General features: G+C 66.3%; 14 protein-coding genes. 9 read left to right on the top strand and 5 right to left on the bottom strand.

The features are described from left to right. Window positions 1-17 precede the first annotated feature (17 nt). The 3 genes from M2320_RS16115 to lgt are packed head-to-tail and all read right to left on the bottom strand — an operon-like array spanning window position 18 to window position 2734. Window positions 18-794: a polyphenol oxidase family protein gene (locus tag M2320_RS16115; RefSeq protein WP_264598150.1), complete on the bottom strand. Its 777-nt coding sequence runs from the start codon at window positions 792-794 to the stop codon at window positions 18-20. Continuing rightward, entirely contained in the window at window positions 778-1905 is a 1128-nt protein-coding gene (locus tag M2320_RS16110) for a class I SAM-dependent methyltransferase (protein WP_264598149.1), read from the bottom strand. The genes M2320_RS16115 and M2320_RS16110 overlap by 17 nt, the downstream gene beginning before the upstream one ends. Then, a complete protein-coding gene (gene lgt, locus M2320_RS16105) occupies window positions 1898-2734 on the bottom strand; it encodes a prolipoprotein diacylglyceryl transferase (protein ID WP_264598148.1) in 837 nt (278 codons plus the stop codon). Before lgt ends, M2320_RS16110 begins: the two co-directional genes overlap by 8 nt. A gap of 167 nt (window positions 2735-2901) precedes the next feature. Here lgt and M2320_RS16100 point away from each other — a divergent pair, with 167 nt between their 5' ends. The 9 genes from M2320_RS16100 to M2320_RS16060 all read left to right on the top strand — a co-directional run bounded on the left by M2320_RS16100 (window position 2902) and on the right by M2320_RS16060 (window position 8283). Next, window positions 2902-3174: an accessory factor UbiK family protein gene (locus tag M2320_RS16100; RefSeq protein ID WP_264598147.1), complete on the top strand. Its 273-nt coding sequence runs from the start codon at window positions 2902-2904 to the stop codon at window positions 3172-3174. A gap of 256 nt (window positions 3175-3430) precedes the next feature. Further along, window positions 3431-3934: a YbjN domain-containing protein gene (locus M2320_RS16095; protein WP_184427198.1), complete on the top strand. Its 504-nt coding sequence runs from the start codon at window positions 3431-3433 to the stop codon at window positions 3932-3934. Next, a complete protein-coding gene (proC, locus tag M2320_RS16090) occupies window positions 3931-4737 on the top strand; it encodes a pyrroline-5-carboxylate reductase (RefSeq protein ID WP_264598146.1) in 807 nt (268 codons plus the stop codon). The genes M2320_RS16095 and proC overlap by 4 nt, the downstream gene beginning before the upstream one ends. Window positions 4738-4869: 132 nt before the next feature. Beyond that, window positions 4870-5544, top strand: a complete 675-nt coding sequence (locus tag M2320_RS16085; protein WP_184427196.1) for a TetR/AcrR family transcriptional regulator — start codon at window positions 4870-4872, stop codon at window positions 5542-5544. 84 nt (window positions 5545-5628) lie between these two features. After that, complete coding sequence (gene pgsA, locus M2320_RS16080) at window positions 5629-6222, top strand: CDP-diacylglycerol--glycerol-3-phosphate 3-phosphatidyltransferase (protein WP_264598145.1); 594 nt, start codon at window positions 5629-5631, stop codon at window positions 6220-6222. After that, window positions 6219-6467 (top strand): molybdopterin converting factor subunit 1, encoded by a 249-nt coding sequence (gene moaD, locus M2320_RS16075; RefSeq protein WP_264598144.1) that lies wholly within the window; start codon window positions 6219-6221, stop codon window positions 6465-6467. The genes pgsA and moaD overlap by 4 nt, the downstream gene beginning before the upstream one ends. A gap of 62 nt (window positions 6468-6529) precedes the next feature. Beyond that, window positions 6530-6769, top strand: a complete 240-nt coding sequence (vapB, locus tag M2320_RS16070) for a type II toxin-antitoxin system VapB family antitoxin (RefSeq protein ID WP_264598143.1) — start codon at window positions 6530-6532, stop codon at window positions 6767-6769. After that, window positions 6766-7188, top strand: a complete 423-nt coding sequence (locus tag M2320_RS16065; RefSeq protein WP_264598142.1) for a type II toxin-antitoxin system VapC family toxin — start codon at window positions 6766-6768, stop codon at window positions 7186-7188. The genes vapB and M2320_RS16065 overlap by 4 nt, the downstream gene beginning before the upstream one ends. A gap of 240 nt (window positions 7189-7428) precedes the next feature. Continuing rightward, a complete protein-coding gene (locus M2320_RS16060; RefSeq protein ID WP_264598141.1) occupies window positions 7429-8283 on the top strand; it encodes an RNA methyltransferase in 855 nt (284 codons plus the stop codon). Here the strand turns inward: M2320_RS16060 and M2320_RS16055 are convergent. Beyond that, on the bottom strand, window positions 8269-12921 hold the full coding sequence (locus tag M2320_RS16055; RefSeq protein WP_264598140.1) for a PAS domain S-box protein: 4653 nt from the start codon (window positions 12919-12921) through the stop codon (window positions 8269-8271). The genes M2320_RS16060 and M2320_RS16055 overlap by 15 nt on opposite strands. A gap of 160 nt (window positions 12922-13081) precedes the next feature. Then, a complete protein-coding gene (locus M2320_RS16050) occupies window positions 13082-13555 on the bottom strand; it encodes a hypothetical protein (protein ID WP_264598139.1) in 474 nt (157 codons plus the stop codon). Window positions 13556-13733: the final 178 nt, after the last annotated feature.

The raw sequence follows: 13733 nt of genomic DNA, 5'->3' as shown, positions 1-13733 counted from the left end.
CGGGCTTGCCGCGGCCGTTACGCCGGCAGCGAAATCCCCGCCACCAGCCGCCCGTAATCCGGCTCCTGGCGATGGGTGGCCCGGCGATAGGAAAAGAACCGTTCCTCGTCCGAATAAGTGTCGAGCCGCAGGTTTTCGAATCGCCCGATCCCCGCGCGCTCCACCCGCTTGCCGATCAGGCCGGGCAGGTCGAACATGAAATGCCCCGCCGTCACGGACGGCAGGAAGAAGCGCCCGAAACTCAGATCCTCCGAGAGGAAGCGCGCATAAAATTCAGGCCCCACCTCGTAGGATTTTTGCGCAATGGTCGGCCCCAGCGCGCCGGCGATATTTTCGCGCCGCGCGCCCAAACCCTCCATGGCGGCGACCAAAGCCTCGACCATGCCGGTCAGCGCCCCCTTCCAGCCGGAATGGGCGGCGCCGATCACCCCCGCCTGGGCGTCGGCCATCAGCAGCACGCCGCAATCGGCGCCGGTGACGCCAAGCCCGAGGCCGGGGGTCGCCGTCACCAGCCCGTCGCAGCGCGGCCGCGCCTCGGGCGCCCAAGGCCCGGAAACAGCCAAAGCATCCGCCGAATGGATTTGGTAAGGCACCAGAAAATTTTCCGCGGCGACCCCCAAAAAACCAGCCATGCGCGCGCGGTTCTCCGCCACGGCGGCGGGATCGTCCTGCGAGCCGACGCCGCCGTTCAGCGACGCGTAAACGCCCCTGGACACGCCGCCCCGCCGCGTGAAAAAACCGTGGCGCACGCCGTCGAGCGCCTGCGCCTGGATCGCCTCAATCTGTCCCGTCATGCGTTCCCTCAAAACCCGGCAGTCCGGCCACGCCCCGGCGCGTCACCGCCAAAACCTTGAACATGGCCCCCATGCCGGTCTCGCTCATATCGGTCAGCCGCCCCAAAGCGGTGTCGATCTGGGTCTTCTGGTCCGAATTGGCGCGCCCCTGCAAAGCCTCGGCGCGCTCGACAATGCCGATATTCACCAGAAAATCGCCCTGGGTCACCGGCCCATGAACCTGCGCATGCGCGGCATGGGCGGCGCGCGACAGCGCGGCGAAATCGACATGGGTGGTGAGGTCGGCGAGCCCCGGCTCATCAAGGGGATCGACGAACTGATGCGCCCGGATCGCCTGCAAGGTCTCGCCGAAGCCGGTTTGCAGATAGCCATAGTCGAAGGCCAGCAAGCCGCCATTTTGTTCGACGATGCGCGACGCGATCTGCGACATCACCCGCTGCGCCGCCACATTGATTTCGAGGATCGCCCCCTCCTCCGCCTCGGCGCGCAGAAAAGGCTCGACCTCCGGTCCGAGCCCGAAGGCGAGGCGCCCGTCGTCGTCGAGGCCGATCAAGCGTTCGCGCCAGCCCTCATGCGTCTTCATGAAATGGCGCACCGGCAGGGCGTCGAAAAACTCGTTGGCGATGAACAAAGCCGGTCCAGGCGGAATGTCGTCGATGGTGCGATGCCAGCTCACCGGACGCCCGCACGAGGCCAGCGCCTCGCTCTGCCGATCCGCGAGTTTGGGGCTGGCCTCGACCAGATGCACGTCGAGCGCGGCGAAAAACCCCGGCGCCACCCGCGCCGCGCGCAAAAAATCGGACATGAGCGCGCCGCGCCCCGGCCCGAGTTCGACCAGCCGCACCTGGGCGGGCGCGCCGATGCGCTCCCAGAAATCGGCCGCCCACAGCCCGACCAGCTCGCCGAACATTTGCGAGATTTCCGGCGAGGTGGTGAAGTCGCCGGCGGCGCCGAACGGATCGCGGGCGGTATAATAGCCCTTGGTCGGATGGGTCAGCGCCAGCGCCATGAAGCGCTCGACCGAGATCGGGCCGTCATGGATGATGATGTCGCGGATGTCGTCCAAGAGGTCGCCGGGGGCGTGAGCGTCGGAGTCGCGCGCATCATCCATGGTTCGCCTCCAAACGCGCAAAACGATTCCGACGCAAAGCAAAGACGATCAGCGCGACGCCGGCCAGAGCGAGCGGCGCCGACAGCAGCATCCCCATGGTGGCGCCGCCGAACAGAAAGCCCAGTTGCGGATCGGGCTCGCGGAAAAACTCGCAGAAAATCCGCGCCGCCGCATATCCCGTCAGGAACAGCCCGCTGGTCAGCCCCGGCCGCTTGAACGCGCCGGCGCGCGCCGCGACGAGCATCAGCAGGCCCAAAGCGATCCCCTCGAGCCCCGCCTCATAAAGCTGGCTGGGATGGCGCGGATCGGGTCCGGCGCCGGGAAACACCATGGCCCAGGGCACATCGGTCGGGCGCCCCCACAGCTCCGGCTTGATGAAATTGGCGAGCCGCCCAAGAAAAAGCCCGATCGGCGCGACGGAACAGACCAGATCGCCCACGGACAGAAACAAAACTTTTTCGCGCCGCGCGAACAAAAACGCCCCGAACGCCGCGCCGGTCATGCCGCCGTGAAACGACATGCCGCCCAGCCAGACCGCCGGGATCTCCAGCGGATTGGCGAGAAAATAGGAGAAATTGTAGAACAGCACATAGAACAGCCGCCCGCCGAGCACGGCGCCGAGCGCCACATAGACCAGGAGGTCGTCGAGGCTCTGCGCAGAGGGCCGCGCCACCGCTCCCCACAGCGCGTCGCGCGTCACCAGCCGGCGCGCGATCAGCCAGCCGATGACCAGCGAAACGATGTAGCTCAAGGCATACCAGCGAATGGGCAAAGGCCCGAGTTGGACCATGACCGGATCAATGACGGGATAGGGAAGGACGTAGAGCATGACCGATCCCTAGCGCATACGACCGAAAAGTCACCCGGAAACAAGCCGCGGCGCGACTCAAGCCCGCGGCGCGGCCAGCTTAGGCCGCTTTTGCGAAGCTCGCGCGAAAAACTTGCTTTGCCCTCGGAAAAGCCCCATCTGAACCGGATCAGAATTTGGAGCCCGCCATGCAGGAACGCCCCCGTATTTTCGACGATATGTCCCGCTTGTTCAATGACGCCGCCGGCGCCGCCAAGACCATCGGCAAGGAAGCGGAAGCGATGATCCGGGCGCAGGTGGAGCGGCTGTTGTCCACCATGGACATTGTCACCCGCGAGGAATTCGAAGCCGTGCGCGACATGGCCATCGCCGCGCGCAACGCCAATGATTCCCTGGAAAAGCGCGTCGCCGAACTGGAGGCGAAACTGGCCGCCAAACCCGCCGGCGAGAGCGACGCCTGAAACGCTGACTATAGGATAGCTGTGGACTTTTTTATGACAGCGTAGACGAAGCAGCGCGAATCCAGCAGTTTGGTCCTGCCGTTAGGGACGATTCACCTTCGGGTTCAATGCAGCTATATTGAACCCATCAGGTGATTCGCCGCCGCCCCGCGCCCCGCTCTCCCGCGTGGCCACGGGGTTCTGCGCGGCAACAAAGTATCGGCGCGAGTATAGCCAGTCTGTCCCTCCTTCGCGCACAGCGCGCCGGAAACGATCAATGCTGCTTACTGAACTGGACCATGGCGAGAGAATTGAACATCCGGTCGATGTGATCGAACGGCTCGCCTGTTTGAAAGACTGGACTTTTGACCGCGACGACGCGGACGAGATTTCGCTGGCCGTCGCGGGCTCGTGGGCGGATTACAATATTGCGTTCACGTGGCTCGGCGAATGCGAGGCCCTGCATCTGGGCTGCGCGTTCGACTTAAAGGTTCCGGAGCGGCGACGGGCCGAAACCGCGCGTCTGGTTTCGAAGATCAACGAGCAGATGTGGATCGGCCATTTCGACGTCTGGTCGAAGGACGGCGTGGTGATGTTCCGCCATGCGCTGCCGCTCGCCGGCGGCGTCCAGGCCAGCATGATCCAGTGCGAAGCCATGCTGTCGGCCGCGCTCGACGCCTGCGAACGCTATTATCAGGCGTTCCAGTTCGTGGTCTGGGCCGGCAAGACGGCGGAAGAGGCGCTGTCGAGCGCCCTGTTCGAGACGCGCGGCGAAGCATGAGCGCGCCGCATTCCCTGGCGCTGGTGGGCGGCGGCAAAATGGGCTCGGCCCTGCTCGGCGGCTGGCTTGCAGCTGGCTTCGCCCCCGCGCGCGTCAACGTTTACGACCCCGCCCCGTCGGACGCCCTGAAAACCCTGGCGGCGGAAAAAGGATTTGCCCTGAACCCGCCGCATGCCGCAGCCGAAGCCGTGGTCCTGGCGGTCAAGCCGCAGGTTCTGGATTCGGTGGCGTCGGGGATTTCGGCTTTGTTCGGCCGCGACACGTTTTTGCTGTCGATCCTCGCTGGCAAGACGGTCGCCAATCTCGCCGCGCGCCTGCCGGTTTCCGCCATCCTGCGCGCCATGCCCAATACGCCCGCGGCGATCGGACGCGGCGTCACCGGCGTCTACGCCAACGAGTCCGTGAGCGCCGACCAGCGCGCCAAGGCGGAATTCTTGTTGTCGGGCGTCGGCGGCGTCGAATGGGTCGAGCGCGAATCGCTGATCGACGCGGTCACCGCCATTTCCGGCTCGGGCCCGGCCTATGTTTTCCATCTGGTCGAGGCCCTGGCCCAAGCGGGAGCCGAACTCGGCCTCCCCCCGGATCTCGCCCTGCGGCTCGCCCGCGCCACGGTCGAAGGCTCCGGCGAACTGTTGTTCCGCCAGCCCGAAACCTCCGCCGAGATTTTGCGGAAAAACGTCACTTCGCCGGGCGGCACCACCCAGGCCGCGCTCGACGTGTTAATGGCGGACGAAGGCCTGACCGCGCTGATGGCGCGCGCCACGGCGGCGGCGCGCCAGCGCGCCGAGGACTTGTCCGGCTAACCCCGGACGTCATGCCCGCCCCGGGCTTGACCCGGGGAGGCTCCAGCGCATCTTCCCGAAAGGAACCTGCGCAAAAACTCCAGGCTTGCGTCTCGCCCCGCACGACCCCATTTTTCGGCGAGGAGACCGGTCATGAACTCGAAAAAGCACAGGGACGACGAGGGCGATCACAAGTCGCACAACCCGCGCGACCGCGCGATCGACGCGCTGATGGCGCTGGCGGCGCAGCGGCCCTGGACCGACATCACCCTCGCCGATGTCGCCGAGGAAGCCGGACTGTCCCTGGCGCAGTTCCGCGACGCCTTCCCGTCCAAGGGCGCGATTCTCGGCGGCTTTTCCCGCCGCATCGACCGCATCGTGCTCGAAGAGACCACCGACGACCTCGCCGCGGAGAGCGTCAAGGACCGGCTGTTCGACGTGCTCATGCGCCGCTTCGACGCCTTAAAGCCTTACAAGACCGCGCTGGACAGCATTTACGCCTGGGCGATGCGCGATCCCCTGGCGCTGGCCGAGATCAACAGGCTCGCGGTCAATTCCATGCGTTTCATGCTCGAAGCCGCGGGCGGCAGCAGCGAGGGCCCGCTGGGCTCCGTAAAACTGCAAGGCCTCGCCATGGCGTGGTCGCGGGTCTTCCATGTCTGGCTCTCCGACGAAAGCGAGGACCTCGCCAGGACCATGGCGGCGCTCGACAAGGAGCTTGAGCGCGGCAAGATGTTGACGCATCGTCTGGACGAGGCGCGCAAAACCCTGGCCCCCCTGACCAACCCGCTGATCGGACTGGCGGAGCGGTTTTTGGGGGTGCGCTGAACCGGCCGCGCTGGAGCGAAGTTCCCGCCGGATGTGACTGTTTTCTTTCTTGACGTCGCGCGCGAAAAAGGTGTTCCTCGCTCTATGACCGTCAACGCCGCTCGCCCGCGCGCCCGCACCATGAACCTGCCGAACATCCTCACTTTCGGCCGGGTGGTGATCGTCCCGGCGGTGGTGGCCTGCCTGTTCTGGCCCGACGAATACGCCTTGCGCTGGACGGCCCTCGGCCTGTTCACGCTGGCGGCGATCACCGATTTCTTCGACGGCTATCTCGCCCGCATCTGGGACCAGCAGTCGGCGCTCGGCCGCATGCTCGACCCGATCGCCGACAAACTGCTGGTGTCGGCGGTGCTGATGATTCTGGTCGCGGACGGCACCATAAAAAGCTGGTCGCTGTGGGCGGCGATCATCATCCTGTGCCGCGAAATTCTGGTCTCCGGCCTGCGCGAATTCCTAGCGGATTTGAAAGTGCCTGTGCCGGTCTCGGCGGTGGCCAAATGGAAGACCACGGTGCAGCTGATCGCCCTGGGCTTCCTGATCGCGGGCCGCGCGGGCGAGCTGGTCTTGCCCGGCACGGTGCAGATCGGCCTGTTCCTTTTGTGGATTTCGGCGCTGCTCACCCTCTACACCGGCTTCGATTATTTCAAGGCCGGGGTCAAATATGTGGTGGAAGAGTGAAGGTCGTCTATTTCGCCTCGCTGCGTGAGCGCTTGGGCCTGACCGAGGAAGACCTTGAGCTGCCGCCCGAAGCGCGGACGGTGGCCGACGTGATTTCGTTCCTCGCCAAACGCGACGAGATTTACGAAGCGGTGTTTTCCAGCGGCCTCGCCCGCGTCGCGCTGGACAAGCGCCACGCCAAGCCGGATACGGCCATCGCGGGCGTCAGCGAAATCGCCTTCTTCCCGCCGATGACGGGCGGATAGAGCGCGGCGCGCCTTGAGCATATGCCTGGCATATGCTATATCACCTCCAGCAGGAGGCGGCGTTGAGAACGGTATCGATCTTCCGCAACAATCGGAACCAGGCGGTTCGTCTGCCCAAAGATATGGAATTCTCCGGCGTCAACGAATTGACGATCGAGAAGCAGGGCGACGCCATCATTCTGCGTCCGTTGCGTCCAAGCTGGACCTCATTTCGCGACGCCCCCGCCGCGGGCGAAGATTTCTTGCGGGAACGCCCCGACGTGATCGAAGAAGGGCGGTTTTCGCTGAATGACGACGCATGAGCGCCGTGTTCATGCTCGACACCAACATCTGCGCCTACATCATGCGCGAGCGGCCCCTGGCCGTTCTCGAGCGCTTGCAGACGGTCGTCGAGTCTCAGCACAGCGTCGTGATTTCTGTCGTGACCTATTACGAAATGCTGCTCGGAACCGTCGGGCGAAAAGCGTCGCCGCGGCATGCGGATTTGGTCGCGGCCTTCGTCGCCCGCCTCTCCGACATCCTGCCCTGGGACCGCTCGGCCGCCGAACAGGCGATGCGCATCAGCCGGGCGCTCGCCGCCAAGGGAACGCCGATCGGCGGCAACGACGCCATGATCGCCGGCCATGCATTGGCGGCGGGATGCGTGCTGGTCACGAACAATGTGCGCGAATTCGAGCGCGTTGAAGGCTTGATCTTTGAGAATTGGGTCGGCGAACGTTGAACACCCCCGAAACCGACGCGACCAACCCCGCCTTGCCATCCCTTCCCCCCGCGCCTAAAACCCGACGCAACCTGCGGACGTCATGCCCGGCCTCGTGCCGGGCATCCACGCCGGGCCGCCCGGAATAATTCTTCACCAGCTCGCACTGCGGCGCCGCGTGGAAGGCCGGGACAAGCCCGGCCATGACGGCATCAAGTTCGTTGGCCGATTGACGACGCCCGGCATAGTTTGGAGGCCATCTTGGTTGGAGCAGGCACGGACCGCACAAAGCCTTTGTTCGAGGGCGGGCCGTCGATCATTCTGGTGCGGCCCCAGCTTGCCGTGAACATCGGCATGTGCGCGCGCGCCATGGCCAATTTCGGCCTTTCCGACCTGCGCCTCGTCAGCCCGCGCGAGGGCTGGCCGCGCACCGGCGCCCGCCGCAAAGGCGCCTATGCCGCCGCCGCCGGCGCGGTGCATCTGCTGGAGCGGGCCACCGTCTACGAAAGCACCGAAGCCGCGGTCGCCGACCTGAACTTCGTCTGGGCGACCACCGCGCGCGAACGCGGCCAGTTCAAGCGCGTGGAGACGCCGGCGCAGGCCATGCCCGAATGCGCCCGCGCCACGCTCGCAGGCGAAAAGCACGGCATTTTGTTTGGCCCCGAGCGCACCGGCCTCGACAATGACGATGTCGCGCTCGCCAGCGCCATCCTCACCTTCCCGGTCAATCCCGCCTATGGCTCGCTCAATCTGGCGCAGGCGGTGCTGCTGTGCGGCTACGAATATTTCAAATCCCGCGAAGGCGGCGTCCTCCCCTTCGCCCAGGAAGAGCGTTCGCCCCCGGCGCAACGCGAAATGACCCTGTCCTTCTTCGAATTTTTAGAGGGCCATCTGGAGGCTTCCGAATTCTTCAAGCCGGATTCGAAGCGCCCGGTGATGCAGCGCAATCTGCGCAACATGTTCCACCGCATGAACCTCACCCAGCAGGACGTGCGCACGCTCTGGGGCGCGGTGGTGCGGCTGGTCGAGGGCCCGCGCCAGGAGGTGCAGACCCGCAAGCGGATCAAGCCGCCGAAGCCGGCGCCGCAGCCCGTGGACGATTCAGCCTCCGACTGAAACGCCAGCGAACATCCCGGCGAGCTTGCGCCGCAACTCCTCCACCGACACCGGCTTATGCAAGAAGTCGCAGCCGCTGGCGCGAATTTCCTCCAGACGCTCGCGACCGGTGTCGCCGGTGACGATCAGTTTCGGCAAGGCGTGGCCGAACAGGCGCTCGACCTCGAGCGCGGTCTGGATGCCGTTGAGGCCCGCACCCAGACGATAATCGGTGACCACCGCATCGACATGGGCGCCGCCCGCCACCTGCGCCACTGCGGCCTCGCCGCTTTCGACGGACAGCGTCTTGTAGCCCCACCCAGCCACGGTCTCCTCGAGGCTCAACCGCAAGATCCCATTGTCCTCGACGATCAGCACACAGCCGCGATAACAGGGCGACGGTTCGGGCGACGTCGGCTCGACGCTCCGACACGCATCTTCCGGCAGGCTCAGCGAAAACCGCGATCCCCGCCCGACCCGTGAGGACACGTCGACCTTGACCCCGAGCAGCGCGCTCAACCGGGCGACGATCGCCAGCCCGAGCCCGAGCCCCCGCTCCAGATCGCGGCCGGGATTGTGCAACTGATGGAATTCCTCAAAAATTTCGGCCTGCTTCTCGCGGGGCACGCCGACGCCGGTGTCGATCACGTCGATGCGGATGCGGTCGCCCCGCCGCCGCGCCCCGATCAGCACGCCGCCGCGCGGCGTATAACGCAAGGCGTTCTCGATCAGATTGCGCAAGGCGCGCTCGAACAGAGCGGCGTCGGTGCGCACGCAACACACGCCCCGCGCCACGCGCACGCGAAGGCGCAAGCCCTGCGCCGCGGCTTTCGAGCGGTATTCGCGCGCCAGCCGGTCGATGAAGGCCGGAATGGCGACCGGCTCCAGCACCGGCTCGATAATGCCGGCGTCGAGCCGGGAAATGTCCAGAATGGCGGTGAGCAGCCCGTTCAGCCCGCCGACCGCCTGTTTCATCATGTCCACGGTGCGGGCGGCGCGGGCATTGTCCTTGACCTGGCCCTCGACCAGCGACAGCAGCAGCACCAGCGATTGCACGGGCTGGCGCAGGTCATGGCTGGCGGAGGCCAAAAATTTCGACTTGGCGACATTGGCGCGCTCGGCCTCGGCGCGGGCCAGCCGCATCTCCTCTTCCAGCCGCTTCTGCTCGGTGACTTCGGTATTGGAGCCGAACCAGCGCACCACCCGCCCCTGGGCATCGCATTGCGGCGCAGCGCGCGACAGGAACGGCCGAAATTTGCCATCCGCGCCGCGCAGCGGAAAGGTCATATCAAACGGTTTTCCCGTGGCGATGGACGCCGACCAGCGCTCCATCACCTGCGGCAGCACCTCGGGATCGTGCACGCTTTGCCAGCCCCAACCCTCCATCTGCGCCGGCGTGGTCCCGGTATATTCGTACCAGCGCCGGTTGTACCAGCGGATGGAGCCGTCGGCGTCGGTGATCCAGGCGAGCTGCGGCAGGGCGTCGGCGAAGGCGCGCAGATCGGCCTCGCGCTCGCGCAACGCCTCCTCGGCCTGTTTCTGCGCGGTAATGTCGCGGAAATAGACGGAAAGGCCGCCTTCGAGGGTTGGATAGACGGAAAAGAACACCCAGCGACCGAGGATCGGCGAAACCATCTCGAAATCGACCGCCCGCCGCTGCGCCATCACGCGCCGATATTGCGCGTGGACCTCGGAGTCGCGGACCATCGGGAACACATCGAAAAAACCCCGACCGAGCGCCTCCGCGGCGGTTTTTTCCAGCATGGCCTCGGCGCGCCGGTTGAAATAGACGAACCGCCACTGCGCATCGAGCGCGTAGAACCCGTCGGTGATGCTGTCGAGGATTTCGTCCGCCCGGCGCTTGGCCGAGGCCAGCTCGTCGCGCGCCCGCGCCCGCTCGGTGATGTCGAGGAAGGTCATGAAGGCGCGCGCCGGCCGCCGCCCCGCGCCGCTTTCGACCCGGGCGCTGCAATCGATCACCCGTTCGCGCCCGTCCTCGCCGGCGACGCGAAATTCGATCCGGCCATCGGCGCCCTGATCGAACAAGGCGGCGACAAAGGCCTGGAGGGCCGGCCGGTCCTCCGCGTGGATGCGCTCAAGCGAATGCGCGAAGCCCGCCTGGAACGCGCCGCCCTCGAGCGGCGTCAGCGGGCGATAGCCCATCACCTTTTCGAAATTCTCCGCCGGACGAATGCGCCGCGCGATCAGGTCGATCTCGATATAGGTGAGGCGCGCGGCGTCGGCGGCGTGGCTCAGATAGCTCTGGCTCAGCCGCAAATTGGCCTCGCTGTCGCGCAGCCGCTGCTCCGCCCGCTTGCGCTCGGTGACGTCCATGGCGATGCCGGACATGCGCAGCGGGACGCCGTCGGCGTCGCGCACGATCCGGCCGATCGCGGCCACCCAGCGCGTGTCCCCGGAGGGGAGCGCCACCCGATATTCCAACGCGCACAAAGAGGCGCCGGGCGCGAGGGCGTCGCGCAAGCCCTGCTCGGCCTGGGCGCGGTCCTCGGGCAGCACGCGGTCGAGCCAAACCTGATAACCCGGCTTTTCCGCGGGATCGACGCCATGCAGTTCGAAAAATTCGGGCGACCAGACCGACTCGTCGCGGCGGATGTCCCACTGGAACGCCCCGGCGCTCGCCCCCTCCAGCGCGAAGCGCAGCCGCTCCTCGCTTTCGAGCAGGGCCTGTTCGGCGCGCTTGCGCTCGGTGATGTCGAGATTGGTGCCGATCACCCATTCGGTTTCGCCGCGCGCATTGGCCCGCAAGGTCTCCGTCGCCTGGATGACGCGGATTTCGCCGTCGCTGGCGCGGCGAATGCGGAATTCGCGCCGGCCGACGCCGCCCCTCTCCGCATGCGCCCACAACTGCGCCTCCTGCTCGGCCCGCTCCTCCGGCAGCAGCGCCTTGAGCCACAGATCGTAATGGGCGCGCCCGTCCGGCGTCGGCGCGAGCCCGTAAATGCGGAACATTTCCGCGTCCCAGACGAGCTCGCCGGTGCTCACGTTCCATTCCCACACGCCAAGCCCCGCGGCCCCCGCGGCGAGCTGGAAGCGCTGCTGGCTCTCCCGCAGCGCATTTTCGCCGCGCCGCTCCGCATCGATGTCGCGGACCACGCAGATCGCGCCGGTCACGCCGCCGCTGGCGTCGCGCAGCGGTTTTGCCGCGACATGAGTCCAGATGGGGTCGCCCTCGGGCGGCTGGAACAAAGCTTCGAAGGCCACGCTGTCCGCGCCGCGCAGCACCCGTTCGAAGGCGAAATCCGCAGCCGCGACCCGCCGCCCCTGCGGGTCGAACGAAGTCCAACGCGCGGCCGCCTCCGCGTCCCGGCTCGGCGCGACCTCGCCGACGAACCGCGACATGGGCGCGTTCTTGAGCAGGACTCGCCCCTGCGCGTCGAGCACGGCGATGGCGACCGGCATATGTTCGAAGGTCGCTGCCAGCAGGCGCTGGCTGTCGCGCGCCTCGGCCTCGGCGGCCTTGCGCGCGGTAATGTCGGTGCGAATGGCGACATAGCGCTCGGGACGGCCGCCTTCGCCCAGAAACGGCACGATGGTGGTTTCCACCCAGTAGAACGAACCGTCCTTGGCGCGGTTGCGGATTTCGCCCCGCCAGACGCGCCCGCCCGCGATCGTGCGCCAGAGGTTTTGGAAGAAATCCTTCGCATGGCCGCCGGAATTGACGATGCGGTGGGTCTGGCCCAGCAATTCCTCTCGTGAAAAACCCGAAACCGCGCAGAATTTGTCATTGACGTAAGTGATGACGCCGCGCGGGTCGGTGATGGCGACAATGGCGTGTTCGTCGAGCGCCACCTTGAGGTCGCCGATCTCACGCAAGGCGGCGCGCAACTCGGCTTCGACCCGGCGTTCCTGGGTGATGTCGGCGCAGACCCCCGTCCAGACCACGGTTCCGTCCTCAAGCCGCCGCGGCCGCGAGCGGAACCGCAGCCACAGCGTCTGCGTCCCGTCCGGGTGATGGAACGGCGCCTCGAGGAAGAAATCGTTAAGTTCGCGGGCGCTGCGCTCCTCCTCGGCCAGCAGCCGGCGGCGGTGCTCAAGCGGGATTTGCCCGTCGACGGCGTTGGGGTCGGCGAGAATTTCCGCCAGCGCGACGCCGTTGATCGCCTCGATGCCGGCGCTGAAATAGAGAAAGCGCCGCGTCCCGTCGGGCGCGCGGGAAAAGCGGTAGATGGCGTGGCCCGGCAGATTGTCGCCGAGGATGCGCAACTCCTCCTCGCTGGCGCGCAGCCCCACCTCGGCCTTATGGCGGGCGGTAATGTCCTCCGACGTAATGATGATCCCGGCGATCGCGCCGTCGACGTCGCGCCAGGGCCGAACCTGCCATTTGACCCATTGCACGGCGCCGTCGGCGCGCAGGAAGGCCTCGCCATCAGAACTTTCCTCGGCCCCGGCGAGGCAGCGCCGGTGAACCGCCTTCCAGGCCGCGCTGATTTCCGGAAAAACCTCGTAATGGCTGCGCCCGAGCGGCGTGTCCCGCAATTTGTAATCCTCGCGCCAGCGGGCGCTGGCGGCGAGATAGCGCATGTCGCAGTCGAACAAAGCGATGGCCGCCGGCGCATGTTCGACGAATTCCGCGAACATGCGGTCGCGGCGGCGCAAATGCGCGAGTTCCGCATCTGCGTCGGCATTCAGCCCGGTCATCGGCAGTCCCATCCCTTACGCCCATTCCTCACGCACATGAGTTGGCGTGTGGCGCGATCATGCCGGAAGCCGCGGGAGACCGCAAATGAGAAAGGCCAGACCCAACCCCGCAAATATCTGTAATAGCTCAGCTTTAGCCTGCGCAGCGTGGGACCGGCGCTCACCCCGCCATGCGGCGCGCGCGCTCCATGGCGGACAGGCCGTAGCAGCCGCGGCCGGTGGACACCAGCCGCCCCGCCTTGATCATGCGGTGTAATTTTACAGAAAGATTTCCCTTGGTCACTTCGACGCCCATTTCTGTGAGCAATTCGAACAAGGAGTCGACATGCAGGCCGGCCTCCTCGCCCTCGACGAGTTCGAGGAGAAACGATTCGAGTTCACCGTGCTTGTCGGAGGTCCGGTCGGCGGGCCGCGCCGAGGCGACCACGGACAGGCCGGAGCGCAGCGGCTGGTCGCCCGAGGCGACCAAGAACTCAACGGCGGCGCGGCGCAGCTCCAGGCCCGCCTGCGCGTCCTTGGCGGCGAGGCCGGCGATGAGGATTTCGAGCCGGGCGAGCAGGCGCTGCGCCTCCTCCCGCGCCTCGCGCCCCGCCAAAGCGATGAATTCGCCGTTCTGCTCGAATGTCGCGCGCATTGCCTTCCCTCCTCGACCTCCGCCGGCCGGAGCTGACCTATGGTTAAGCTGCACCCCCGCCAGGAAAATCCTTGAAAAAAATCCTAGCGGCGCCGCGCCAATCCGCAAATGTAATCTTTACAGCCGTCCCGCCTCCGACTAAAGATGGTAACTGTAAATTAACCATATTGGTCGCAAT

The organism is Rhodoblastus acidophilus (genome assembly GCF_025961575.1).
Lineage (GTDB): Bacteria > Pseudomonadota > Alphaproteobacteria > Rhizobiales > Beijerinckiaceae > Rhodoblastus > Rhodoblastus acidophilus_C.
The sequence above is the reverse complement of the archived record's forward strand: the minus strand, read 5'-3'. Positions and strand labels throughout refer to the sequence as shown.